Source organism: Limnohabitans sp. TEGF002 (assembly GCF_055395845.1).
The window spans coordinates 2861516-2886935 of sequence record NZ_AP029224.1 but is presented as its reverse complement, the minus strand read 5'-3'; the positions used below and the strand labels follow the sequence as shown (position 1 = coordinate 2886935).

General features: G+C 60.5%; 24 protein-coding genes. 21 read left to right on the top strand and 3 right to left on the bottom strand.

Annotated features, from left to right (window positions below; all coding sequences use genetic code 11):
- Positions 1–180 precede the first annotated feature (180 nt).
- The 10 genes from ACZ5SR_RS14495 to ACZ5SR_RS14450 all read left to right on the top strand — a co-directional run bounded on the left by ACZ5SR_RS14495 (position 181) and on the right by ACZ5SR_RS14450 (position 9848).
- Entirely contained in the window at positions 181–951 is a 771-nt protein-coding gene (locus ACZ5SR_RS14495; RefSeq protein WP_464449334.1) for a hypothetical protein, read from the top strand.
- An 8-nt stretch (positions 952–959) separates the two neighbouring features.
- The gene (locus ACZ5SR_RS14490) at positions 960–1532 is read left to right on the top strand and encodes a hypothetical protein (protein WP_464449333.1); all 573 of its coding nucleotides are present in this window, start codon (positions 960–962) and stop codon (positions 1530–1532) included.
- Positions 1529–2647 (top strand): hypothetical protein, encoded by a 1119-nt coding sequence (locus tag ACZ5SR_RS14485; RefSeq protein WP_464449332.1) that lies wholly within the window; start codon positions 1529–1531, stop codon positions 2645–2647. The genes ACZ5SR_RS14490 and ACZ5SR_RS14485 overlap by 4 nt, the downstream gene beginning before the upstream one ends.
- Positions 2648–2808: 161 nt before the next feature.
- Positions 2809–4074: a type IV pilus secretin PilQ gene (locus ACZ5SR_RS14480; RefSeq protein ID WP_464449331.1), complete on the top strand. Its 1266-nt coding sequence runs from the start codon at positions 2809–2811 to the stop codon at positions 4072–4074.
- Positions 4075–4222: 148 nt separating this feature from the next.
- Positions 4223–4780, top strand: a complete 558-nt coding sequence (locus ACZ5SR_RS14475; protein ID WP_464449330.1) for a shikimate kinase — start codon at positions 4223–4225, stop codon at positions 4778–4780.
- 40 nt (positions 4781–4820) lie between these two features.
- A complete protein-coding gene (gene aroB / locus ACZ5SR_RS14470; RefSeq protein ID WP_464449329.1) occupies positions 4821–5948 on the top strand; it encodes a 3-dehydroquinate synthase in 1128 nt (375 codons plus the stop codon).
- A 5-nt stretch (positions 5949–5953) separates the two neighbouring features.
- Positions 5954–7135, top strand: a complete 1182-nt coding sequence (locus tag ACZ5SR_RS14465; RefSeq protein ID WP_464449328.1) for a deoxyguanosinetriphosphate triphosphohydrolase — start codon at positions 5954–5956, stop codon at positions 7133–7135.
- Positions 7132–8346: an MFS transporter gene (locus tag ACZ5SR_RS14460; RefSeq protein ID WP_464449327.1), complete on the top strand. Its 1215-nt coding sequence runs from the start codon at positions 7132–7134 to the stop codon at positions 8344–8346. Before ACZ5SR_RS14465 ends, ACZ5SR_RS14460 begins: the two co-directional genes overlap by 4 nt.
- Positions 8343–8897, top strand: coding sequence for a DUF1415 domain-containing protein (locus ACZ5SR_RS14455; protein WP_464449326.1), 555 nt, complete (start codon positions 8343–8345; stop codon positions 8895–8897). Before ACZ5SR_RS14460 ends, ACZ5SR_RS14455 begins: the two co-directional genes overlap by 4 nt.
- 75 nt (positions 8898–8972) lie before the next feature.
- On the top strand, positions 8973–9848 hold the full coding sequence (locus tag ACZ5SR_RS14450) for a class I SAM-dependent methyltransferase (protein WP_464449325.1): 876 nt from the start codon (positions 8973–8975) through the stop codon (positions 9846–9848).
- Positions 9849–9888: 40 nt separating this feature from the next.
- Here ACZ5SR_RS14450 and ACZ5SR_RS14445 read toward each other — a convergent pair whose 3' ends face one another.
- Genes ACZ5SR_RS14445 through ACZ5SR_RS14435 form a run of 3 tightly spaced genes read right to left on the bottom strand, consistent with a single transcriptional unit; the run spans position 9889 to position 12552 of the window.
- Positions 9889–10863 carry a Bug family tripartite tricarboxylate transporter substrate binding protein gene (locus tag ACZ5SR_RS14445; protein ID WP_464449324.1) on the bottom strand — a complete coding sequence of 325 codons (975 nt, stop codon included), beginning with the start codon at positions 10861–10863 and terminating at the stop codon, positions 9889–9891.
- A 23-nt stretch (positions 10864–10886) separates the two neighbouring features.
- On the bottom strand, positions 10887–11189 hold the full coding sequence (locus ACZ5SR_RS14440; RefSeq protein WP_464449323.1) for an AtuA-related protein: 303 nt from the start codon (positions 11187–11189) through the stop codon (positions 10887–10889).
- Between the two features lies 1 nt (position 11190).
- Positions 11191–12552, bottom strand: coding sequence for an acyclic terpene utilization AtuA family protein (locus ACZ5SR_RS14435; RefSeq protein ID WP_464449322.1), 1362 nt, complete (start codon positions 12550–12552; stop codon positions 11191–11193).
- Between the two features lie 102 nt (positions 12553–12654).
- Between ACZ5SR_RS14435 and ACZ5SR_RS14430 the strand changes: the two genes are divergently transcribed.
- The 11 genes from ACZ5SR_RS14430 to ACZ5SR_RS14380 all read left to right on the top strand — a co-directional run bounded on the left by ACZ5SR_RS14430 (position 12655) and on the right by ACZ5SR_RS14380 (position 25415).
- Positions 12655–13350, top strand: a complete 696-nt coding sequence (locus ACZ5SR_RS14430; RefSeq protein WP_464449321.1) for a transposase — start codon at positions 12655–12657, stop codon at positions 13348–13350.
- A gap of 132 nt (positions 13351–13482) precedes the next feature.
- Positions 13483–18183, top strand: a complete 4701-nt coding sequence (locus ACZ5SR_RS14425) for a glutamate synthase-related protein (protein WP_464449320.1) — start codon at positions 13483–13485, stop codon at positions 18181–18183.
- 30 nt (positions 18184–18213) lie between these two features.
- Positions 18214–19695, top strand: coding sequence for a glutamate synthase subunit beta (locus ACZ5SR_RS14420; protein WP_464449319.1), 1482 nt, complete (start codon positions 18214–18216; stop codon positions 19693–19695).
- Between the two features lie 105 nt (positions 19696–19800).
- Positions 19801–20619, top strand: coding sequence for an ABC transporter ATP-binding protein (locus ACZ5SR_RS14415; protein ID WP_464449318.1), 819 nt, complete (start codon positions 19801–19803; stop codon positions 20617–20619).
- On the top strand, positions 20616–21398 hold the full coding sequence (gene mlaE / locus ACZ5SR_RS14410; RefSeq protein WP_464449317.1) for a lipid asymmetry maintenance ABC transporter permease subunit MlaE: 783 nt from the start codon (positions 20616–20618) through the stop codon (positions 21396–21398). Before ACZ5SR_RS14415 ends, mlaE begins: the two co-directional genes overlap by 4 nt.
- Before the next feature lie 10 nt (positions 21399–21408).
- Complete coding sequence (gene mlaD / locus ACZ5SR_RS14405; RefSeq protein WP_464449316.1) at positions 21409–21888, top strand: outer membrane lipid asymmetry maintenance protein MlaD; 480 nt, start codon at positions 21409–21411, stop codon at positions 21886–21888.
- Positions 21885–22616 (top strand): MlaA family lipoprotein, encoded by a 732-nt coding sequence (locus ACZ5SR_RS14400; RefSeq protein WP_464449315.1) that lies wholly within the window; start codon positions 21885–21887, stop codon positions 22614–22616. The genes mlaD and ACZ5SR_RS14400 overlap by 4 nt, the downstream gene beginning before the upstream one ends.
- Before the next feature lie 77 nt (positions 22617–22693).
- Entirely contained in the window at positions 22694–23347 is a 654-nt protein-coding gene (locus ACZ5SR_RS14395; protein WP_464449314.1) for an MlaC/ttg2D family ABC transporter substrate-binding protein, read from the top strand.
- Positions 23348–23358: 11 nt separating this feature from the next.
- Positions 23359–23643 carry an STAS domain-containing protein gene (locus tag ACZ5SR_RS14390; RefSeq protein WP_464449313.1) on the top strand — a complete coding sequence of 95 codons (285 nt, stop codon included), beginning with the start codon at positions 23359–23361 and terminating at the stop codon, positions 23641–23643.
- Positions 23644–23727: 84 nt separating this feature from the next.
- Positions 23728–24663, top strand: coding sequence for an ABC transporter ATP-binding protein (locus ACZ5SR_RS14385; RefSeq protein ID WP_464449312.1), 936 nt, complete (start codon positions 23728–23730; stop codon positions 24661–24663).
- Entirely contained in the window at positions 24660–25415 is a 756-nt protein-coding gene (locus tag ACZ5SR_RS14380) for an ABC transporter permease (RefSeq protein WP_464449311.1), read from the top strand. Before ACZ5SR_RS14385 ends, ACZ5SR_RS14380 begins: the two co-directional genes overlap by 4 nt.
- The last annotated feature ends 5 nt before the right edge of the window (positions 25416–25420 follow it).

Below are 25420 nucleotides of genomic sequence, written 5' to 3'. Positions count from 1 at the left end.
GGCTGTTGGGGCAGCCAACAATGCGCGGGCTGCGGGCCATTATAAAAATCTTGGTCCGGATGAAGGAAAAATTTGAAGAATTTTGTAATTATTTTGTTTTAATAAATTGTCAAATCGGTCGAATCATGTTACAAAACCTTTCATCGATGACCCTGCAGGCCGTTTCGAGGGAGGCACAGCATGCAAGCATTGGCGCGGTTGTGGCAACGGTGGGGCCAAGGATCGGTCCGTTATGCTTGGGGCTTGGCACCGCAGGGTGACGGTGCCTGGGTACTGAGCGGCTTGACGCGACCCATTCATAGCCTGGCCAAGGTCCAGACCCTGGTGGCATTGCCTGCATCCCCAAACCTGGATGCCTCCGACCTGAGTGGGCTGAGCCAACATTTGCGCCAGCATGGGCGATCTGGCGGCGGGGCACGCCATCGACTCAATATGGCCTTGCCATTGGCGATGCTCCAGGAGGGGTACATCGACTTCCCAGCCGATCTGCCTGAAGAAGATTGGGTGTACGAGGTGCAGCTCGAAGTGGCCCATGCCTTGCATCTGGAGCCCGACGAGGTGAACTTTGATTTTGAACCCGCACCTTTGACCGATGGGCTGGTTCAACGCGTGCATTGGATGGGCTGCGCACAAGCCCGAATGGCGGCCTTCAAAAGTTGCACCCGCGCTGCAGGGTGGCGACTGGCTAGCGTTGAGTCGGAGTTGCAGGCCGCGCAACGGGGTGCCCGTGCTTTGCGCGGCGGTGTCGACAGTCTGTTGACCCAGGCGCCACAAGACTGGCAATTTCGACTGGATGCCCTAGACGGTCTGCCTCCATCCTCAGAATCAGCACAAAGCCATCTGCGTGCAGACTCTGATGCAGTCATCGAGGAGGCGCTCCAGAAAGTGATGTTCACTCCGGGCGGTCCGCGTCTGGTGGCGGCGGGCTTGGCCCTGAAAGCTTGGCTGTGACGCGCTCGTTGAATTTGCTGAATCACCCGGGCCAGGCTCGGCAGCAAAAGGTTTTTTACCGCTGGTGGAGCAGCTTGGTCGGGCTGGTGGTGGGTATCTTGTTGGCCTGGGTGTGGCAGCATGGGCTGGCGATCGAGACGGCGCAGCTGCATCAGGAGCAAAGTCGTTTGCAGGAGGCTTTGCGCGCTCGCCAACAGCAGGCCCAAGAGGCCGATCGTGCGCAAACCTGGCTGCGCTGGCAAGCCGAGCAAGCCGGTCAACTTCAACAGATCGTCGATCATCAGCAGGCTTGGATGCGCCTGCATGAGAGCTTGCAAGAAGAAGCCCAGGACCGTGGCCTGAGACTGGTGCGTTTGCAGTCAGAAGCAGAAAAAATCGAGTTGCACGGCACGATGCAAGGTATCAACGCGGAGTCTGAGGTCCGGCAAAGCTTGTCTGCGCAGTGGCCCCACCCTTTAGGCCTGACGAGTATGACGGTTGGACCTGCAGGTGAGGTGAATTTTGTTTGGCACGCCCAATGGCCAAATGCTCAAGCGGTGCTGCCAGTGCCGTTTTCGCGCACCAAAGAGGCCCGGCCATGAACCTCTTGGCCGACATACCCCACGGTGACATGCGCTGGCCGCACCTGCAGCGTGTGGCCGCGCGTTGGTGGCGTCGCTGGGCGTACGCCCTGACAGCGTGCTTGCTTGGGGTGCTGCTCATGGAACTGGCGCAGCCAGAGGTGCGAGGCAACCATGCGCAGGCTGAAGAAGCGGTGGCCCGTTTGGCGCAGCAGTTGACCAACTTGACGGTGACAGCAGCCAAGCCCTCCAATCACGCGCTCGCAAACGATGTGCAGGGCAGACTAGCCAGTTTGCCTGCCATAACGAGGGATGGACAAATCTGGACCGATTGGCAGCAGGTGTTGGCTGCGCACGGTTTGCGCTTGCAATCCATGCGCCCCTTGGCCCCAGAGTCAGTCGCTTTGCCCAAGTCCGCCAAGGGAGGCGACAGTCAACGCAACCATTTGAGCCATCAGGCCGCCACTTTTCGTCTGCAGGGTCGTTTCGAGGACTGGAGCCGGGCATGGTCGGCCTGCGCCGAAACAGGGCCGTTGTGCACCATCGACCGCATCAATGTGACGGCCTTGGAACAAGCAGCAGAAGTTCAGATTGATCTGGTGATGCGCCTTTGGATGCGTCCGGCCGAAGTGGGTGGCACGGCTGAGCACAACAGGGGAGATGAGGGCACTGGCTTACAGGCACGACAGGCCATCTGGCAGATGCCTTCTTCGGGGGGCGCCCGAGTCCGCACGGGGCCAGCGCTGTTCGCTGTGAATGTCGCAACTGCCAGGTCTTGGGGAGGCGCAGCAGCAGGCGTGGGAAATTTGACGCCATCCACTGATGCTGTAGCGGCGGGCACATCGATGACCACCGCACGCCATGAAGATTTGCCACCAGACCCCCGCCACTGGCCACTGGTTCGCGTGCGATGGGTGGGGTTGTGGCAGCAGGGCGGCGATCAGTACGCGATTTTGTCGGCTGGGCCACATGGGGCCAAGGTCCGTTTGGGGCAACGTGTCACGCAGGAGGGTCATCGGGTGGTGGCCATCGCCGAGAACGGCGTGAGTTTGCGTTTGGCGCGAGAACCCATCATCAAGCTTGACGGCATGCGGCCCGCCGCTGATGGCCACAGCATGGGGAGTGAGAAGCGATGAGGCATTTCAAGCAATACGGACTTCACACCAGCGTGTGGCTAGCATGTGTGTGCTGCGCAGGCATGGCGGGGGCACAAATCCCGGGCAGTCCGGATGGTGGGGACGCACGTTCCGACAGACATGCGGGTGCGGTGACAGTGCCAGATGACAAGCCAATCAGTTTGAATTTTCAAAACATCGACATCAAAGTCCTGCTGCAGGTGTTTGCCGACTTTTCGGGGCTCAATGTGGTGCCGACCGACAGTGTGAGCGGACCGGTGACTGTGCGTTTGAGCGAGGTGCCGTGGCAACAGGCTTTGAGCATCGTGTTGCAGTCCAAGGGACTGGTGTCGCGCCAAGAGGGTCGTGTGCTGTGGATTGCGCCTCAGGGCGAATGGGCCTTGCGCGAAAAAAAGCAGCTCGATGCTCAAGCCGCGTTGGAGGCGGTCAGCCCCCTGCAGATGCTGTCCTTGCGTTTGCAATATGCCCGCGCCACCGAGGTGGCCCAGCGCCTGCAGGGTGGAGCTGCCGGCAGCACGGGGGGGCGTTGGCTGAGTTCGCGTGGCAGTGTGTTGGCCGAGCCCCGCACCAATCAGATCTTTATTTCAGATTTGCCGGCACGCGTGCTGGAACTTCAAAAAATGCTGACGCAACTGGATGTGCCTGTGCGGCAGATCCTGATCGAGGCCCGGATTGTGGAGGCCGATGACCAGTTTGGCCAATCGCTCGGGGTGCGCTTGGGCATGGGGTTGGCAATTCCCATGAAAGTGCAGGGGCGCTCCAACACCCTGGCTGTGGGTGCCAGTAACCAGCCAACAGCAGCCGGGACTGTGGCCGGCAACCAGGTCAACCTGCCTGCAGGTTCGGCTGGCCAAACGCTCAACACCCCAGCCACGTTTGCTGTCTCGCTGTTCAACGCCGCAGCCGACCGGTTCATCAATGTGGAAATTTCAGCGTTGGAAGCCGCAGGACTGGGCAAGGTGGTGTCGCGTCCTCGGGTGGTGACAGCCGATCAGACCAAAGCGCTGATCGAACAGGGCACCGAGTTGCCTTATCAAACGGCATTGGGCAACGGTGTGACCGCGATCTCATTCAGAAAGGCCAACCTCAAACTGGAGGTGACGCCCCAGATCACGCCCGATGGTTCGGTCGTGCTCGATGTGGATGTGAACCGCGACAGCGTCGGGCAAATCACCCCGGCAGGTTACGCCATCAACACCAAGCATGTGAAGACCCAAGTGCGGGTGGAGGACGGTGGCACCGTGGTGCTCGGCGGCATATACGAAGAAACCAACCGCCACGACGAAGCCAAGGTGCCGGCTCTGGGCGATGTGCCCGGTCTGGGGTGGCTGTTCAAAAACCGGGACCAGACCCGGCGCAAAAGCGAGTTGCTGATTTTCCTCACCCCCCGGGTGGTGGCCGATGGGCCGGCCACCCTCCCGCCCTGAAGCCTCATGAATAGGCCCTTGGGCCCCCGTGCCGCTGGCCTCAGGGTTCAAGGCAGGGAAAGGCAAGCCGGTCGAATACACTTGAAGGCAATCAATTGCTGGCCCTTTTTGTGGGTGGCCCAGCCGACTTTTCCAGTGTGAGACTTTCTTGAGCATCATCTTCGTGGGCCTACCGGGCTCGGGCAAAACCACCATTGGCAGGCAATTGGCACGCCGCTTGGGGCAGCCTTTTGTCGATTCTGACCATGTGATCGAGCACCAGTTGGGATGCTCGATTCGGGAGTTCTTTGCCCGTGAAGGTGAAGACAGCTTTCGCGACGTGGAACAACAGGTGCTCGACGAGTTGACCCAAACCCATGAGGGCGTCATCGCCACAGGGGGTGGGGCCGTTTTGCGCGAAACCAATCGGCGTCATTTGCATGAGCGCGGTCATGTGGTTTACCTGCGCTCGACCCCCGAAGACGTTTTTCGCCGGGTGCGCCATGACACAGCCCGCCCTTTGTTGCAGGTGGACGACCCCCTGAGCCGCCTGCGGGCCTTGTTTGAGGCGCGAGACCCGTTGTACCGGCAAGCAGCCCACTTTGTCATTGAAACCGGTCGCCCCTCGGTGGCCACTTTGGTCAACATGATCATCATGCAGCTGGAACTGGCCGGGCATCTGCCTGCACACACGCCCGCCCCGATCCCGCCTGCACACAAAACCTGAAACGCTCCATCGCCCTTCAGACCCCCTACACTTGAGGGCTATGTCCGAGCCTACATTCCCCCTCCAAACCGCACCTGTTCAAAAGGTCGCCATTTCGTTGGACGACCGCAGTTACGACATCCAGATTGGCCAAGGCCTGCTCGGCCGAGCGGAGACTTGGGCTGGCTTGCCCAAGGCGAGCACCGCCATGATCGTGACCAACGACACGATTGCGCCGATGTACGAAGCCGCCTTGCGCAGCGCGATTGCCCCGCATTACAAACAGGTGCACACCGTGGTGCTGCCGGACGGCGAGGCGCACAAAGACTGGCAGACCCTGAACCTGATTTTTGACGCTCTGTTGGGTCAAGGCTGCGACCGCAAGACGGTGCTGTTTGCCTTGGGCGGCGGCGTGGTGGGCGACATGACCGGCTTTGCCGCCGCCAGCTACATGCGCGGCGTCCCCTTTGTGCAGGTGCCGACCACGCTCTTGTCGCAGGTCGACTCTTCGGTGGGCGGCAAAACCGCCATCAACCACCCTTTAGGCAAAAACATGATCGGCGCGTTCTACCAACCTGTGCGCGTGGTGTGCGACCTGAACACCTTGGTCACCTTGCCCCCGCGTGAGTTGAGCGCAGGCTTGGCCGAAGTCATCAAATATGGTCCGATTGCCGATATGGATTTCTTGGGCTGGATCGAGGCGAACATTGACGCCCTGATGGCGCAAGACCCGGCTGTGATGGCGCACGCCGTCAAGCGCAGCTGTGAGATCAAGGCCTGGGTGGTCGGGCAAGACGAGCGCGAAGCTGGACTGCGCGCTATTCTGAATTTTGGCCATACTTTTGGCCACGCCATTGAGGCGGGTCTGGGGTTTGGCGTGTGGTTGCACGGCGAGGCGGTGGGCTGCGGTATGGTCATGGCCGCGGAGTTGTCGCAACGTCTAGGCAAAGTCGATGCCGCTTTTGTGGCGCGCCTGCGCGCCATCATCGAGCGTGCGGGCTTGCCGGTGCGCGGCCCCATCATCGATGCGGCCGACAACGCGGGCCATTACATCGAACACATGCGCCTCGATAAAAAAGCCATCGGTGGTGACATCCAGTTTGTGGTGATCGACGGGCCTTGCAAAGCCATGGTCTGCGGCGCGCCTGATGCCATGGTGCGCGAGGTGATCAACGCCTGCTGCGCTTGATGGCCATGTTCGCTGAGTCACTGGAAATGCCCGTGGGTTCCTTACCCGCTCATGCCAGCTTGTCGGCGCTGGCCTGCGACCCGGCGCACAGCCGGGGTCGCCGGTTTGCTGAAGCTCCAGCGCCCACGCGCAATGCCTTCCAGCGCGACCGCGACCGCATCGTGCATTCCACCGCATTCCGGCGGCTGGTTTACAAGACACAGGTGTTCCTGAACCACGAAGGCGATTTGTTCCGAACGCGCCTGACGCATTCGCTCGAAGTCGCGCAGCTGGGCCGCTCCATCGCCCGCGCCCTGGGTCTGAACGAAGATTTGGTCGAAGCCGTGGCGCTGGCGCACGACCTGGGCCACACGCCTTTCGGACACGCCGGACAAGACACGCTGAATGAATGCATGGCCGAGCACGGTGGCTTTGAGCACAACCTGCAAAGCCTGCGCGTGGTCGACCAACTCGAAGAACGCTACCCCGCGTTTGACGGGCTCAACCTGAGCTTTGAAACCCGCGAAGGTGTGCTCAAACACTGCTCGCGAGCCAATGCCGAGCATTTGGAACGGATGGAGCCGGGTGGCGTCGGGCGGCGCTTCATCGACCGCACCCAACCCAGCCTGGAGGCGCAGCTGTGCAACCTGGCCGACGCCATTGCCTACAACGCACATGACATCGACGATGGCGTGCGCTCGGGACTGATCAGCATCGAACAACTGCTGCAGGTGGAATTGTTTGCGCATTACCACCAGCAGACATTAGCCGAGCACCCAGGTTTGTCAGAAAAGCCGCGCCGTGTTCTGTACGAAACCATTCGCCGCATGTTGAGTGACCAGGTGTATGACGTCATCGACACCACCCGCCAAGATGTGGCTCAGGCAGGAGTGCGCACGCTGGCCGATGCCCGCTTGGCCGGGCCGCTGGTGGCGTTCAGCCCCGGCATGAAGGCCCGCAGCGGCGAGCTCAAAAAGTTTTTGTTCGCGCAGCTCTACCGTCATCCTCAAGTGATGCACACCACCGGTCAGGCGCAACAGGTGGTGCGCGAATTGTTCGCCGCTTATGTGGACCAACCCGCTGAAATGCCGACAGACTTCGCCGCCAGTGCCGACCTGCACCGCTCGGTGGCCGACTACATCGCGGGCATGACCGACCGCTTTGCCCTGCGTGAGCATGAACGCCTGACGGGGCGCAAGTTGCTGTGAGTCTGGTGAGCGCCCACCGCGCCGCTTGGCTGGTCGTGCTCGCGGGCGGCGTGGCGGCTTTGCAGGTGGGCAAGTTGCCGCCCGCTTTGCCCGCGCTGCAGGCCGAGCTGGGCCTGACTTTGGTGCAGTCTGGTTTCCTCTTGTCCATGGTGCAACTGGCGGGCATGAGCCTGGCGGTGTTCATGGGCTTGCTGGCTGACGGCATGGGCTTGCGGCGCAGCATGGTGCGCGGCTTGTGCCTGCTAGCGCTGGCCAGCGGCCTGGGCGCATTCGCCACTTCGACCGCCGCTTTGCTGGCGCTGCGGGCCATCGAAGGTCTTGGCTTTTTGTTGGTGGCTTTGCCTGCACCCGCCCTGATTCGCCGCCTGGTGCCGCCTGCGCAACTGCCCGGCATGCTGGGCGTGTGGGGTGCCTACATGCCCACGGGTACGGCGCTGGCCTTGCTGGCGGGGCCGCTGTTCATTCCGGCCTTAGGCTGGAGTGCGTGGTGGGGTTTGTTTGCGGGGGTGTCGCTGGCCATGGCTGCGGCCTTGCTGCGGGTGGTGCCCGCCGATCCGGTGGCGGCTCAGCCAAGGCAAACGCATGGCGTGGGCCTGGGATCTTGGCAGCGCTTGCGCAGCACCTTGGGCGCGCGCGGCCCCTGGCTGGTGGCGCTCACTTTTGGCATGTATTCAGGGCAGTGGTTGGCCGTGGTCGGGTTTTTGCCGTCCATTTATGCCGCCGCTGGCGTGAGTGGTGCGCTGCTGGGCGTGCTCACGGCCTTGGCGGCGGCCATCAACATCGTGGGCAATATGGCGTCTGGCCGATTGCTGCAGCGCGGCTGGGCACCCCGCACCACCTTGTGGCTGGGTTTTGGCGCCATGGCACTGGGCAGTACCGTGGCTTTTGCCGCCTTCACCGAAGGCCAGCCCTGGTTGCGTTATGCCGGTGTGCTCTTGTTCTCGGGCATGGGCGGGCTGGTACCGGGCACGCTGTTCAGTTTGGCGGTGCGTCTGGCCCCGGGCGAGCAGCAGGTGGCGACCACCGTGGGTTGGATGCAGCAACTGTCGGCGTTGGGCCAGTTCGTGGGGCCGCCGTTGGTGGCGGCCTTGGCGGCGCGTGCGGGCGGCTGGCAGCTCACGCCGCTGGTCACGGTAGGTTGTTGTGTGGTGGGTGCGGTGCTGGCTTGGGCGGCGGGGCGCTTGCTCTCGCAGGCACAATCTCCTCCATGACCGACCTGAACACCCCCGAAATCGCTGACACCGTGCGCTGGCTTGAGCGTGCCGTGATTGGCTTGAACCTGTGCCCCTTTGCCAAAGCCCCACACGTTAAGGGCCAGATCCATTACGTGCTGAGCGAAGCCAAAGGCCTGGAAGGCTTGCGCGATGAGCTGATCGAACAGTTGCAGGCGCTGGCTGAGATGCCCGCCGAAGAGCGCGAGACCGTGCTCTTGATCGTGCCGCAGATGCTGCAGGATTTTCTGGAGTTCAACGATTTTCTGGACGAAGCCGATGCTGTGTTGCAAGAGCTGGACATGGAAGGCGTGTTTCAGGTAGCGAGTTTTCACCCGCAATTCCAGTTTGCCGACACCGAGCCGGACGACATCGGCAACTTCACCAACCGCTCGCCTTACCCCACGCTGCACCTGCTGCGCGAGGAAAGCATCGACCGCGCTGTGGAGGCTTTCCCCGAAGCCGAAATGATTTACGAAACCAACATCGAGACCCTGGACAAGCTGGGGGCTGAGGGCTGGAAAAAGCTGGATGTGGGTCCAAGCCCTTGAAGCTGTAGGAGCGACGCCCTCGTCGCAATAGACCCAGCCTGATCGCCGCTAGGGCGCGGCTCCCACACAAATACCATGAAGAAAAAAACACCTACCGTCGACAGCCAAGCCTTGCCGCCCGAGGTGCGCCCCGGCCAATCGGTCGAACTGCTCAAAGAGCTGCACATTCTCACGCGAGAAGGCAAGCTCAACCAAGACTCGCGCCGCAAACTCAAGCAGGTGTACCACCTGTTCCAGTTCATCGACAAGCTGCTCAAAGAGCTGCCCGCCAGCGACACCGGTCCCACGCTGGCCGACCACGGCGCGGGCAAGTCCTATCTGGGCTTCATCATTTACGACCTGTTTTTCAAGGCTCTGGGTCAGGGCACGATCTACGGCATTGAAACGCGTAGCGAACTGGTGGAGTCCTCACGCCAACTGGCCGAGCGGCTGGGCTTTGAGCGCATGCAGTTCCTCAACCTGAGCGTGGCCGAGTCGGCGCAAAGCGACGTATTGCCTGAAAAGATTGACGTGGTCACCGCGCTGCACGCCTGCGACACCGCCACCGACGACGCCATCGCCTTTGGTCTGCAAAAGAAAGCCCAATACATGGTGCTGGTGCCTTGCTGCCAGGCCGAGTTGGCTCGCGCGCTCAACCAAAACAAGGCTATGAATTTGCACCGCACGCCATTGGCAGAACTTTGGCGTCACCCCCTGCACACACGTGAAGTCGGCAGCCAGCTCACCAACGTGTTGCGCTGTTTGTATCTGGAGTCACAAGGTTATGCGGTCACCGTGACCGAACTTGTGGGCTGGGAACACTCCATGAAAAACGAGCTGATTTTGGCCAAGTACACCGGCCAGAAAAAACGCGCCTCCGGGGAGCGCCTGCTGGCGCTGCTGCAAGAGTTTGGGGTGGAGGCGCTGATGGGCGGGCGGTATCCGCTGGTCGGCAGACCCGAAGCGGTCTGATCGGACGACCAGCAGGCCCATTCAAATAGGCCCACTCAAATTATTGCGGCTCGATCTTCGCGTCGCGAATGGCTTTGGCCCATTTGGCGGTTTCGGCTTTGGAGCGTTGCGCCAGTGCTTCGGGCGAAGCCGGGGCCGTTTCAAAGCCCAAAGCCGAGAAGCGCTCCAGGATGGTTTTGTCCGTGGCTGCAGCGTTCACGGCCGCGTTCAACTTGTTCACGATGTCAGCCGGCGTGCCTGCGGGGGCAAACACTGCAAAGTAGGCGATCAGCTCATAGTCTTTCAGGCCCAGCGCTTCGTTCACGGTGGGCAGCTCGGGAATGGCTTTGGAGCGCTGGGTCGATGTCACGGCCAAGCCACGAATTTTCCCGGCCTTGACCTGAGGCAGCATCACAGCAAAGTCGGCGCTGAACATGTTCACCTGGCCGCCAATCAGGTCGGTCATGGCTGCAGGGCCGCTCTTGTAAGGCACGTTGGTCATTTGGATGCCTGCCATGCTGGCGAGTACTTCGCTGGACACCAGTTGCGAAGTGCTGGCGCTGGCAAAGGTAATTTGTGTGGGTTTGGATTTGGCCAGGTCCACAAACTCTTTCAGGTTCTTGGCGGGCACGTCGTTGTTCACCGCCACGATCAGGGGCACCGAGCCCATGTAGGCCACGGGCGCAAAGGCGGTGTCCTGGTCATAGGGCAGCTTTTTCATCAGGCTTTTCAGGGCCGCATTGGTGCTGTTGGTGCCGATCAGGATGGTGTAGCCGTCGGGTGCCGATTTGGCCACCGCGTCCGCGCCCAGCATGCCATTGACGCCAGCGCGGTTGTCCACCACGACAGGCTGGCCCAGCACTTCCGACATTTTTTGGGCAAAAGCGCGGCCAATTTGGTCGGTGGCGCTGCCTGCGGCAAAGGGCACCACGGCTTTGATCGGTTTGTTGGGGTAGGCCTGTGCCAGTGCCAGGGAGCTCACAAGGCCAAGGCCCAGGGCGGTGGACAACAAGGCGGCAATGCGCAAACGTTTCATGGGTTCTCCAGTCAGTAAAAAAATCATTCAATCACAAATGACAGCAGGTGCGCACTCAGGCATTTCCCGTGGGCGTCCAGAGCCAGTGAGCGGGTCACACCACCGCCCAGCGCGTTGTGCATGACAAAGTTCAGGGCGCCCAATTGGGGCAGGGCGTAGCGTTCCACCGGGCCGTGCACCGTGCCCGCAAAGTGGGTTTGCACGCGTTCGGCGCTCAGGTGTTGTTCCAGCAGGGCAAAGTCTTTTTTGTCGTAAGCAATCACCGACAAGGTGGACCGGTTGCCTTTGTCGCCGGTGCGGGTGTGGGCGATGTCGCGCAGCAGCATGTCAGTGTCCTTCGGCGTTGAGCAGCACGGTGGTGGTGTGCACGGATTCGCGGGGCATGAGCACGGCTGCTGCTGCAATCACTTCGCGCACCGATCGGGTGGCACCGCCGCCAGCGGCTGGGCCGTTGGTGTAAAGCGCTTCGACTTCTTGGGCCACATGCAGGGCTTGTTGTTGTGTGGGCACGCGCAGGGCCACGCGGGCGCGCACTTCGGCGGGTTCTGCTCTGTCGGCGGATGAGGCGCTTGACCCGAAGATGGCGTTCACGCCGATCAGGTCGTAGCGGTTTTCGAATGCGGAATAACCGGCCAAGGCCAGGCGCTCGCGCACCACGTCCAGCGCCAGTTGGCCCCGTGCCTGCGCACCGGGTCCGGCGTAGCTCATCTGGCCTTCGCCAATGAAGCCGTCGCGGTAGCCCAGCGTGACCTTGAGCGTGTCGGTACGCGGGTGACCCTGACCGCCCGTGACTTGCACGCGGTCTCGCCCCAGCTGCGTCAAAACCACTTGAGAAAAATCGGCCACCACATCGGGCTGCAAATAGCGTGCGGGATTTTCGATTTCGTAGAGCAGTTGCTCGGTGCAGGTGGCCACCATGACGCAGCCGCCCGAGCCCGCCACTTTGGTGATGACGGCATCGCCTGAAGCGCTGACTTCTGCCAGCGGAAAGCCCAAGCGTGCCAGATCGGGCACGTCTTTGTGGCCCGGGTCGGCAAAGTAACCGCCGGTGATTTGTCCTGCGCATTCCAGCAAATGCCCGACCAGCACACCTTTGCCCAGCCGCGTCCAGTCGTCAGCGGCCCAGCCAAAGTGGTGCATCAAGGGGGCCAAAAACAGCGCCGGGTCGGCCACGCGACCGGTGATGATGACTTGTGCATCGGTTTGCAAGGCGGGCAGCAAGGCTTCAGCCCCTAAATAGGCATTGGCCGAGATCAGTTGGGTTTGCAGATCGCCAAGGGTCTGAGTCGATTCGAGCACGGGCAGGGCCAAGCCGGTTTGGGTCAGGGTGGCCAGCACATCGTCGCCCAGGACCACCGCCACCTTGACCTGGGGCAAGCCCAGTTCACGCGCCACGGCCAGCACCGCGTGCCCGGCTTGCAGCGGATTGGCTGCGCCCATGTTGCTGATGATGCGTGTGCCCTGACGCATGCACGCGGGCAACACGGCCCGCATGCGCGCTTGCAGCATGGCGTCAAAGCCCGCGACCGGGTCTTTGGAGCGTTCCAATTGGGCCAAAGCAATCGTGCGCTCGGCCAGGCACTCGAATACGAGATAGTCCAGCTGGCCTTTTTCTGCCAGCTCCAGTGCGGGCGGAATGCGGTCACCTGCATAGCCTGCACCGGCACCGATGCGAAGGGTTGTCTTCATGCCATCAGCATAAGCAAAACAGACCCAAGCCTCTGTCGCCTTGGCTTTAATTAATTGGGGTCAGATCCCAATTAAACTGGCGTTTTCTTCCGGGAGTTCTCCATGGCCCGCCAGCCCCGCCTCACCGTTGCCGCTTACCCGCACCACGTCATTCAGCGTGGCAACGACCGCCAGCCCATCGTGCGCGACGACGCCGACCGTGAGCGTTTGCTGGCGCTGTGGCAAGAGCACGCGCAGACCTTCAAGGTGGCCATCCATGCCTATGTGATCATGGACAACCATTTCCATTTGCTGGTCACGCCTGAAACAGACGATGGCCTACCGCAGATGATGCAGGCGGTGGGGCGGGCCTATGTGCGCTACTTTAATTTACGGCACCAACGCACAGGCACCTTATGGGAAGGGCGCTACCGCAGCAACTTGATTGAAAGTGAGCGCTATCTTTTGGCGTGCATGGTTTACATCGACTTGAACCCCGTGCGGGCGGGCATGGTGGCGCAAGCAGCCGACTTCAAATGGTCCAGCCACAGGCACTGTATTGGACAGGTGAGCGCCAAATGGGTGATGCCGCACGCCCTGTTTTGGGGCTTGGGCAACACACCATTTGCCCGCGAGGCGGCCTATGCCGAGTTGGTGCGGACGGGCTTGGCTCAGTCTGAGAAACAGGAGCTGACCCAAAGTGCGCTGTCGGGCTGGGCATTGGGTTCAGCCGATTTTGTGGGGGCGTTGCAGCAGTCCACCACGCGGCGGCTGGTGCCAGGCAAGGCGGGACGGCCTGCCAAAAAGACGGTCGAATGAATCTGTCCCCAATTAATTTTAAGTCAAGCCAAAAGCCAAATTAATTGGGATCTGACCCCAATTAAAAAGTTTGGCATGGATGCTGCAGTGCACTACACTCTTCGGTCTGCGTGAAAACCCTTAGGAGCGCCCATGACTTCGGCCAGTGCAAAAGAACATTTCCAATCGACCGGTCTGTATGACCCTGCCAACGAGCACGATGCCTGTGGTGTCGGCTTTGTGGCCCACATCAAAGGGCACAAGACCCACGCGATCGTGACTCAGGCCCTCAAGATCCTGGAAAACCTGGACCACCGGGGTGCTGTGGGCGCCGATGCGCTCATGGGCGACGGTGCCGGTATCCTGATCCAGTTGCCCGACGCGCTGTACCGTGACGAGATGGCCAAACAAGGCGTGGCCTTGCCGCCGTTTGGCGAATACGGCGTGGGCATGGTCTTCTTGCCCAAAGAACACGCCTCGCGCATGGCATGCGAGCAAGAACTCGAGCGCGCCGTCAAGGCCGAAGGCCAAGTGGTGCTCGGCTGGCGCGATGTGCCCGTGAACCGTGACATGCCCATGTCGCCCACCGTGCGCGAAAAAGAGCCGATCATGCGCCAGATCTTCATTGGCCGTGGTGCCGATGTGATCGTGCAAGACGCGCTGGAGCGCAAGCTGTACGTGATTCGCAAGACCGCCAGCGCCGCCATCCAGGCGCTTCAGCTGACGCACAGCAACGAGTACTACATCCCCAGCATGTCCAGCCGCACCGCGGTCTACAAGGGCTTGCTGCTGGCCGATCAAGTCGGTACTTATTACCTCGACCTGCAAGACGAGCGCTGCGTCTCGGCTTTGGGCCTGGTGCACCAGCGTTTCTCGACCAACACTTTCCCAGAGTGGCCACTGGCTCACCCCTACCGCTATGTGGCGCACAACGGCGAGATCAACACCGTCAAAGGCAACTACAACTGGATGAAGGCCCGCGAAGGCGTGATGTCTTCGCCCGTGCTGGCCTCCGACCTGCAAAAGCTCTACCCCATCAGCTTTGCCGGTCAGTCCGACACCGCCACCTTTGACAACTGCCTGGAACTACTGACCATGGCGGGTTACCCCATCAGCCAGGCCGTGATGATGATGATCCCTGAGCCTTGGGAACAGCACACCACCATGGACGAGCGCCGCAAGGCCTTCTATGAATACCACGCTGCGATGTTGGAGCCATGGGACGGCCCCGCCTCCATCGTGTTCACCGACGGCCGCCAGATCGGCGCCACGCTGGACCGCAACGGCCTGCGCCCTTCGCGCTACATCATCACCGACGACGACATGGTCATCATGGGTTCGGAAACCGGCGTGCTGCCGATCCCCGAAAGCAAGATCGTGCGCAAGTGGCGTCTGCAGCCCGGCAAGATGTTCCTGATCGATCTGGAACAAGGCCGCATGATCAACGACGAAGAGTTGAAAGCCGGTCTGGCCAGCGCCAAGCCTTACAAGCAATGGATCGAAAACCTGCGCATCAAGCTCGACGACGTGGCCGAAGCCGCTGTCGCGCCCGCATCTGACGTGGCCTTGCTCGATCTGCAACAAGCCTTTGGCACCACGCAAGAAGACATCAAGTTCTTGCTGGCCCCCATGGCCTCTGCCGGAGAAGAAGCCATTGGCTCCATGGGCAACGACAGCCCGCTGGCTGTGCTGTCTGACAAGAACAAGCCGCTGTACAACTACTTCAAGCAGTTGTTCGCGCAGGTGACCAACCCGCCGATCGACCCGATCCGCGAAGCGATTGTGATGTCGCTGGTGTCATTCATCGGCCCCAAGCCGAACCTGCTGGACATCAACCAGGTCAACCCGCCGATGCGCCTGGAAGTCAGCCAGCCCATCCTCGACTTCGCCGACATGGCCAAGCTGCGCAACATCGAGCAAGCCACCAAGGGCAAGTTCAAGAGCGCCACGCTGGACATCACTTACCCCGCCCTGTGGGGCCGCGAAGGCGTGGAAGCCAAGCTGGCATCGCTGTGCGCTGAAGCTGTGGACGCCATCAAAGGTGGCCACAACATCCTGATCATCAGCGACCGTGGCGTGAACGCCACCCAAGTGGCTGTGCCCGCCCTGCTGGCGCTGTCGGCCATTCACCAGCATCTGGTCACTGCAGGTCTGCGCACCACCGCCGGCCTGGTGGTCGAGACCGGCACCGCCCGCGAAGTGCACCACTTTGCTGTTTTGGCTGGTTACGGCGCCGAAGCCGTGCACCCCTACCTGGCGATGGAAACCCTGGCGGCTTTGCACAAAGAGCTGCCCGGCGACCTGTCGGCCGAAAAAGCCATCTACAACTACGTCAAGGCGATCGGCAAGGGCCTGTCCAAGATCATGTCCAAGATGGGCGTGTCGACTTACATGTCGTACTGCGGTGCGCAGTTGTTTGAAGCCATCGGCATCAACACCGAAACCATCAACAAGTATTTCACCGGCACCTCCAGCCGCGTGGGCGGTATTGGTGTGTTCGAAATCGCCGAAGAAGCTTTCCGCATGCACACCGCTGCGTTTGGTGACGATCCGATCCTCGCCACCATGCTGGACGCGGGCGGCGAATACGCCTGGCGCGCCCGTGGCGAAGAGCACATGTGGACGCCTGACGCGATTGCCAAGTTGCAGCACTCCACCCGTGCCAACAACTTCAGCACCTACAAGGAATACGCACAGATCATCAACGACCAGAGCAAGCGCCACATGACGCTGCGCGGCCTGTTTGAGTTCAAGATCGATCCGTCCAAAGCCATCCCGCTGGAGCAGGTCGAGCCTGCGGCCGACATCGTCAAGCGTTTCGCCACCGGTGCGATGTCGCTGGGCTCCATTTCGACCGAAGCGCACGCCACTTTGGCCGTCGCGATGAACCGCATCGGCGGCAAGAGCAACACGGGTGAGGGCGGCGAAGATTCGGCGCGTTACCGCAATGAACTCAAGGGCATTCCGATCAAGTCGGGCGACTCCTTGAAGAGCGTCATCGGTGCAGAAAACGTCGAAGTCGACATGCCTCTGGCTGCCGGTGATTCGCTGCGTTCGCGCATCAAGCAAGTCGCTTCGGGCCGCTTCGGTGTCACCGCCGAATACCTGTCCAGCGCCGACCAGATCCAGATCAAGATGGCCCAGGGTGCCAAGCCCGGTGAAGGCGGCCAATTGCCCGGCGGTAAAGTATCCGACTACATCGGCAAGCTGCGCCACTCGGTGCCAGGCGTGGGCCTGATCTCGCCACCACCCCATCACGACATCTACTCGATCGAGGACTTGGCCCAGCTGATCCACGATCTGAAGAACGTGGCCCCGCACAGCGACATCAGCGTCAAGCTCGTGTCGGAAATCGGCGTCGGCACCATCGCCGCCGGTGTGGCCAAGTGCAAGGCCGACCACGTTGTGATCGCCGGTCACGACGGCGGCACGGGCGCTTCGCCCTGGTCCTCGGTCAAGCACGCAGGCTCACCTTGGGAAATCGGTCTGGCCGAAACCCAGCAGACCCTGGTGCTCAACGGCCTGCGCGGTCGCATCCGTGTGCAGGCCGATGGTCAGATGAAGACCGGCCGTGACGTGGCGATTGGCGCATTGCTCGGCGCTGACGAATTCGGCTTCGCGACCGCACCGCTGGTGGTTGAAGGCTGCATCATGATGCGCAAGTGCCACCTGAACACCTGCCCCGTGGGCGTGGCCACACAAGACCCTGTCTTGCGCGCCAAGTTCACCGGCAAGCCCGAGCACGTCGTGAACTACTTCTTCTTCATCGCCGAAGAAGTGCGTCAGATCATGGCCCAGCTGGGTATTGCCAAATTTGACGACCTGGTGGGCCGCGCCGACCTGCTCGACATGAAGAGCGGTGTGGAGCACTGGAAGGCCAAGGGCCTGGACTTTGGGCGCTTGTTGGCTGTGCCTCAGGTGGCTTCCACCGTGGCCGTGCGCCATGTGGACACACAAGACCACGGCTTGGAAAAAGCCCTGGACAACGTGCTGATCGCCAAGAGCCGCGCCGCCATCGACAAGGGCGAAAAAGTGCAGTTCATGGAAGTCGCCCGCAACGTGAACCGCTCGGTCGGTGCCATGTTGTCCGGCGCGGTGACCAAGGTGCATCCCGAAGGTTTGCCTGACGACACCCTGCGCATCCAACTCGAAGGCACAGGCGGTCAATCGTTTGGTGCATTTTTGGCCAAGGGCATCACGCTGTACCTGATTGGCGAAGCCAACGACTACACCGGCAAAGGTTTGTCGGGTGGTCGCGTGGTGGTGCGCCCCAGCCTGGAGTTCCGTGGCGTGGCTGCACAAAACATCATTGTGGGCAACACCGTCATGTACGGTGCGACCACGGGTGAAGCCTTCTTTGCTGGCGTGGCCGGCGAGCGATTTGCTGTGCGCCTGTCCGGCGCGACTGCGGTGGTCGAAGGTACAGGCGACCACGGTTGTGAATACATGACCGGTGGCACCGTGGCGGTGCTGGGCAAAACGGGCCGCAACTTTGGCGCGGGCATGAGCGGTGGTATCGCTTATGTGTACGACGAAGACGGCGAGTTCGCTTCGCGCTGCAACACCGCCATGGTCAGCATGGAAAAAGTCCTCACGTCTGCCGAGCAAGAAGCGCAAGTGGACCGCAAGGTCTGGCACCGCGACCAGGCGGACGAAGCCCAGCTCAAGAAGCTCCTAGAAGACCACTTTAAATGGACCGGCAGCCAGCGTGCCCGTGAGTTGCTGGACAACTGGGCCACAGCCCGCGCCAAGTTCGTGAAGGTGTTCCCGAACGAATACAAGCGTGCCCTGGGCGAGATCAATGCACGCAAAGCGGCGAACGCGGCCAAGGCCGCTCAGCCCGTGGCCGTCTGAGCCGAACGTCAAGATTGAAGGAATAGCATCATGGGAAAAATCACCGGCTTCATGGAATTTGAGCGCATCGAAGAGGGCTACAAGCCCGTCTCCGAGCGCCTCAAAAATTACGGCGAATTCGTGATCGGCTTGACACCCGAGCAGTCCAAAACACAAGCGGCGCGTTGCATGGACTGCGGCACACCGTTTTGCAACAACGGCTGCCCCGTCAACAACATCATTCCGGACTTCAACAACCTGGTGTTTGAAGGCGACTGGAAAAACGCGATCGAGGTGCTGCACAGCACCAACAACTTCCCCGAGTTCACCGGCCGCATCTGCCCCGCACCTTGCGAAGCGGCTTGCGTGGTGAACTTCAATGACGATGCCGTGGGCATCAAGTCGATTGAGCACGCCATCATCGACCGCGCTTGGGCCGAAGGCTGGGTCACACCCCGTCCTGCCAAAGTCAAGACCGGCAAAACCGTGGCTGTGATTGGTGCAGGTCCCGCAGGCCTGGCCGCAGCGCAGCAGCTGGCGCGTGCGGGCCACGATGTGACCTTGTTCGAGAAGAACGACCGCGTCGGTGGTTTGCTGCGTTACGGCATCCCCGACTTCAAGATGGAAAAGACGCACATCGACCGCCGCGTGCAGCAGCTCGAAGCCGAAGGCGTGAAGATCCGCACCAGCGTGCTGGTGGGTGAATGGCCCAAGGATTCCAAGGTCACCAACTGGTCCAAGGAAACCATCACCGCTGAGCAGCTCAAGAAAGACTTCGACGCCGTGCTACTGACAGGCGGTTCCGAGCAGTCGCGTGACCTGCCCGTTCCTGGCCGCGACTTGGAAGGCATCCATTTCGCGATGGAATTTTTGCCCCAGCAAAACAAGGTCAATGCGGGCGACAAGCTCAAAGGCCAATTGCGCGCTGACGGCAAAAACGTCATCGTCATCGGCGGCGGCGACACCGGCAGCGACTGCGTGGGCACCAGCACACGCCACGGCGCTGTCAGCGTGACCCAGTTCGAGGTGATGCCCGAGCCGCCCGAAAAAGAAAACAAGGCGATGATCTGGCCCTATTGGCCCATGAAGCTTCGCACCAGCTCCAGCCACGACGAGAGCGCCGAAAAAGGCCTGTTGCAACGTGAATTCGCCATTTCCACCAAAGAGTTCATCGGTGAAAAAGGCAAGCTGACAGGTCTGAAGACCGTGCACGTCGAGTTCAAAGACGGCAAGATGGTCGAAGTGCCCGGCACCGAGAAGGAATACAAAGCCGACATGGTGTTGCTGGCCATGGGCTTCACCAACCCGGTCGCCACCGTGCTCGACGCCTTTGGCATCGACAAGGACGCCCGTGGCAACGCCAAGGCCAGCACCGACTTCACAGGCGGCTATGCCACCAATGTGGACAAGGTCTTTGCCGCCGGTGACATGCGCCGGGGCCAGTCTTTGGTGGTTTGGGCGATCCGCGAAGGCCGTCAAGCCGCTCGCGCCGTGGACGAATTCCTGATGGGGAAAAGCGATCTGCCACGCTGAGGCTACCCGATTATAGGTAAAATCCCTTAATCCTAAAGATCGGTCTAATACCGATTCGGGTGAAACAACACCACAAGAGCCGGATCCATCCGGCTCTTGTTTTTCATGAACGCCACATCCACACCACCGCCACTTGTTGAACTGCGCGACCTGACTTTCGGGTACGGCGAACGTGTCATCTTGAAGAACTTGAGCTTCAATGTGCCGCGGGGACAAGTCACGGCCCTGATGGGCGTGTCGGGTGGCGGCAAGACCACGGTGCTGCGCCTCATTGGTGGACAAATCCGCGCCAGCCATGGACAGCTCTTGTTTGATGGTCAAGACATCACCCCCATGCGCCAGGCCGAGCTGTACGCCGCTCGCCGTCGCATGGGCATGCTGTTTCAGTTCGGTGCGTTGTTCACCGACATGAGCGTGTTCGACAACGTGGCCTTTCCCTTGCGCGAACACACCCGTTTGTCCGAAGACCTGGTCCGCGACATCGTGCTCATGAAACTCGATGCGGTGGGCTTGCGTGGTGCGCGGGATCTGAAGCCTTCCGAGATTTCTGGTGGCATGAGTCGCCGCGTGGCCTTGGCCCGCGCCATCGCCCTCGACCCCGACCTGATCATGTATGACGAGCCCTTTGCAGGTCTTGACCCGATCTCGCTGGGCACGGCGGCACGGCTGATTCGCCGTTTGAACGACAGTCTGGGCATCACCAGCGTGGTGGTGTCGCACGATGTGCACGAAACTTTCGAAATCGCCGACCATGTGGTCATTTTGGCCAACGGTGGTGTCGCTGCGCAAGGAACGCCCGCTGAGCTGCGGGCCAGCACCGACCCGCTCATCCACCAGTTTGTGCACGCGCTCAGCGATGGCCCGGTGCCCTTCCATTACCCGGCACCTACGGCCGCGCAAGACTATGACCGGAGGTCGGCATGATCACCGCCATGCTGGGCGCTTTGGGGGCATCCACCCGCCAGCTGATGGCTGATTGGGGCTTTGCCGCGCGTATGTTTTTCAAGCTGCTGGGCATGTCGGGCGCAGCCCTCAAGCGCTTTGCCTTGGTGCGCGACCAAGTGCATTTTCTGGGCAACTACTCGCTGGCCATCATCACCGTGTCGGGCTTGTTTGTTGGTTTTGTGCTGGGTTTGCAGGGCTATTACACCTTGCAGCGTTATGGCTCTGCCGAGGCGCTGGGGCTGTTGGTGGCACTCAGCCTGGTGCGCGAATTGGGGCCGGTGGTGGCGGCTTTGCTGTTTGCCGGCCGTGCCGGTGCGTCCCTCACCGCCGAGATCGGTCTCATGCGTGCGGGTGAGCAACTCACCGCCCTGGAAATGATGGCCGTCGACCCGGTGCAACGAATTTTGGCACCGCGTTTTTGGGGCGGCATCATCGCATTGCCATTGTTGGCTGCGGTGTTCAGCGCGGTGGGTATTTTGGGTGGCTATGTCGTGGGCGTGTTGCTGATTGGCGTCGATGCCGGTTCCTTCTGGAGCCAGATGCAAGGCGGCGTGGATGTGTTCAAGGACGTGGGCAACGGCATCATCAAAAGCGTGGTTTTTGGTGTGGCTGTGACCTTCATCGCCCTGCTGCAAGGCTATGTGGCCAAACCCACCCCCGAAGGTGTGGCCAGTGCCACGACCCGCAGCGTGGTGGTTTCTTCTTTGTCGGTGTTGGGACTGGACTTCATCCTGACCGCGATGATGTTCAGCATTTGAGGAGGACGGCATGCAACGTTCAAAAAATGATGTGTGGGTGGGTTTGTTTGTGTTGCTCGGTGCTGTCGCCGTGCTCTTTTTGGCACTCAAGGCCGCCAACTTGCTGACCTGGAGTTTCAGCAAGGACTACGAGGTCACGGCCAAGTTCGATAACATTGGCGGACTCAAGCCCGGCGCGGCTGTTAAGAGTGCTGGGGTGGTGGTCGGGCGGGTCAAGAAAATCGAGTTTGACGGTGAGTCCTTTCAGGCCAAGGTGACTTTGGCCTTGCAAACCGAACACGGTTTCCCCCAGGACAGTTCCCTGAAAATCCTCACCAGTGGTTTGCTGGGTGAACAGTACTTGGACGTGTCGCCAGGTGCGGACGAGAAAAATTTGGTCGCAGGCGACAAGATCGGATCGACCCAGTCGGCGGTGATTTTGGAAAACCTGATCAGTCAATTTCTTTACAGCCAGGCAGAAAAACCTGCGGCAGAAAGTCAAAAGCCATGAATCTCTTGCCTCGACGCATCAGCCTGATGCTGATGGGCTGCGTCTTGCTGCTGTTGCAAGGTTGCGCCACTGTCAGCAATCCTGACGCACGCGATCCATGGGAATCCATGAACCGCAGTGTTTACAAATTCAATGACACGCTGGACAACGTGGCGATCCAGCCCGCTGCCAAGGCCTATGTCGCTGTCCTGCCGAGTCCTGTTCGTACAGGGATTCACAACTTCCTGGGCAATATCGGTGATGTCTGGTCCATGGCCAACAGCGCCTTGCAGTTGAAAGGACAGGCTACGGCTGAAACCTTCATGCGCATCACCGTCAACACATTGCTGGGTTTGGGTGGTGTCCTGGATGTGGCCACCGAGATGCGACTTGAAAAGCGCAAAGAAGACTTTGGCCAGACCTTGGGCTATTGGGGTGTCAAATCCGGGCCTTACGTGGTGCTGCCGATTTTTGGACCTTCTACCTTGCGTGACACCTTGGCCTTGCCCTTGGACATGAAGGGGGATGCGGTTCAGCAATTCAACGATCCTGCCACACGCAATGTGTTGTCGGTCACCCGTGTGATGGATGTGCGCGCTGGTTTATTGCAGACGGTGGATGTCATCAAGGCCGCGGCTTTGGACCCCTACTCGTTCGTGCGCGATGCCTATCTGCAAAAACGTGAGTACGAGATCCACGATGGCAATCCCCCTGCCAGTTTTGATTATTCTGAGTCAGAAAAACCCTGATTGAAGGCCATCAAACCGCCTCGTGTCTCGTTACAGTTTTTGACAAGACCCGTGTCTGTTGACCGTATAGTGCAACCATGAAAAAGACGATCTCCATGCCTGTGACGCGCCGCCATCTGCTGGCCATGGCCTCAGCTGTTGCCTTCTTGTCCAACGTGGGGCTTGCTTTGGCTGCAGACGAAGCGCCCGATGCGTTCATCAAACGCATCACAACCGACACCTTGGACATCATCAAGGCAGACAAGTCCTTGCGCAACGGCGATGTCGCGAAGATCATTCAATTGGTCGATGTCAAGTTGATGCCGCATGTGAATTTCCGCCGCATGACAGCACTGGCGACTGGCCCCGCATGGCGCAAAGCCACGCCCGACCAACAAAAACGCCTGCAGGAAGAGTTCAAGATCTTGCTGGTCCGCACGTACGCGGGCGCACTCAGCCAAGTCAGCGACCAAGTGGTGGTGGTCAAACCCCTGCGTGCCGGTCAGGAAGACAAAAATTTGGTGGTGAATACCGAGGTGCGCGGCAAAGGTGACCCGATCCAACTCGACTACCGATTGGAAAAAACGCCGGGCGAAGGTGCTGGTTGGATGATCTTTGATCTGAACGTTCTGGGTGTTTGGTTGATCGAAAACTACCGCACGCAGTTCACAAAAGAGATCAATGCTGGCGGCATTGATGCGTTGATCGCCAGCTTGGCCGCACGCAACAAGTCCAACGCCAAAGCCTCTTGATCCGTTTTGACATGAGTCCCTTGAAATTCCCTGCCACCTTGCTGCACGACCAGGCTGACGCTTGCTTGGCGCAATGGCAGTTGGAATTGGCACAATGGCCTGCTGCCTTGCCACCAGAGGTGTCGCTGGACGCATCAGCCTTGGCTGATTTTGACTCCTCGGCTTTGGCCGTGCTCCTGGGCTTGCGCCGGGTGTTGACCCCAAAAGGCAGTGTTTTGCGGGTCGAGGGCATGACGCCCCGTTTGCGCGAATTGGCCAGTTTGTATGGGGTGATGGACCTGCTCCAACCCGTCTGAGAGCGCGGTTTCCGGGTCTTTTGAGGCCGATCTTCAGGCTTGGCCTCGCGGTTTGTGGGCCAGCACTTAAAATAGCTTTCTCTCATGCCAGCGCTCTCTTTCCAATCCGTCTCCAAGATCTACCCGGCCAAACAGGCGGGCGCAGCCGCGTTCAAAGCGCTCGACCAGATCAGCTTCGATGTGGAGGAGGGTGAATTCTTTGGCTTGCTCGGCCCCAACGGCGCGGGCAAAACCACCCTGATCAGCACTTTGGCGGGTCTGAGCCGACCGACCACTGGGCGCGTGCTGGTGCATGGCCACGATGTGCAAACCGATTACGCCGCTGCCCGCCGCCTGTTGGGTGTGGTGCCGCAAGAGCTGGTGTTTGACCCGTTTTTCACGGTGCGCGAGTCGCTGCGCATCCAGTCAGGCTATTTCGGTGTCAAGAACAACGACGCCTGGATCGACGAGCTGCTGGACAGTCTGGGCCTGGCCGACAAGGCTGGCGCCAACATGCGCCAACTCTCGGGCGGCATGAAGCGCCGGGTGCTGGTGGCGCAAGCCCTGGTGCACAAGCCCCGCGTGATCGTGCTTGACGAGCCCACCGCCGGGGTCGATGTGGAGTTGCGCCAGACCTTGTGGCAGTTCATCGCCAAACTCAACAAGCAAGGCCACACCGTTTTGCTCACCACCCATTACCTGGAGGAAGCCGAAGCTTTGTGTGGCCGCATCGCCATGCTCAAGCGCGGCCAGTTGCTGGCGCTGGAGCGCACATCCGACTTGCTGCGTTCAGCCACCAGCCAGGTGCTGCGCTTCAAGCTCGACGGCGACTTGCCCCCTGCCGTCGCGGCCATGGCCCGCGTCACGGGTCGCATCGTGCAGTTGCCAGTGCACAACGCGGTAGAGATCGAAAATTATCTGGCCATCCTGCGCACGGCGGGTCTGGTGGTGGAAGACGTGGAAATCCGCCAGGCCGACCTGGAAGACGTGTTCCTGGAAGTCATGAACCGCAAACAAACCACCTCGGGAGCCTTGGCATGACCGGCTGGCAAACCCTGCTCTACAAAGAGGTGTTGCGTTTCTGGAAAGTCGCTTTCCAGACGGTGGCAGCGCCCGTGCTCACCTCGGTGCTTTACATGCTGATCTTCGGCCACGTGCTCGAAGACCACGTCAAGGTTTACGACAATGTGCCCTACACCTCGTTTTTGCTGCCGGGCCTGATGATGATGGGCGTGCTGCAAAACGCGTTTGCCAATAGCTCGTCGAGTCTGGTGCAAAGCAAGATCATGGGCAGCTTGGTGTTTTTGTTGCTCACCCCTTTGTCGCACCGCAGCTGGTTTGTGGCCTATGTGGGTTCTTCGGTGGTGCGGGGCTTGGCCGTTGGCTTGGGTGTGTTCGTCATCACGGGCTGGATGGTCAACATCACCTTCGTGAACCCGCTGTGGATTTTGGCCTTTGCCGTCATGGGCGCCGCCATGATGGGCTCGCTGGGCGTGATTGCAGGGCTGTGGGCTGAAAAATTCGACCAAATGGCCGCCTTTCAGAACTTCATCATCATGCCCATGACGTTTTTGTCGGGGGTGTTCTACTCCATCCACTCCCTGCCGCCGTTTTGGCAAAAGCTCAGCCACCTGAACCCGTTCTTCTACATGATTGACGGTTTCCGTTACGGCTTCTTCGGTCAAAGCGACGTGTCCCCCTGGCTCAGTTTGGCGGTGGTGGGCACCGCCCTGGCCGCCATCAGTGGCCTGACCCTTCACCTTTTGCGCATCGGCTACAAAATCCGAAGCTGAAACCC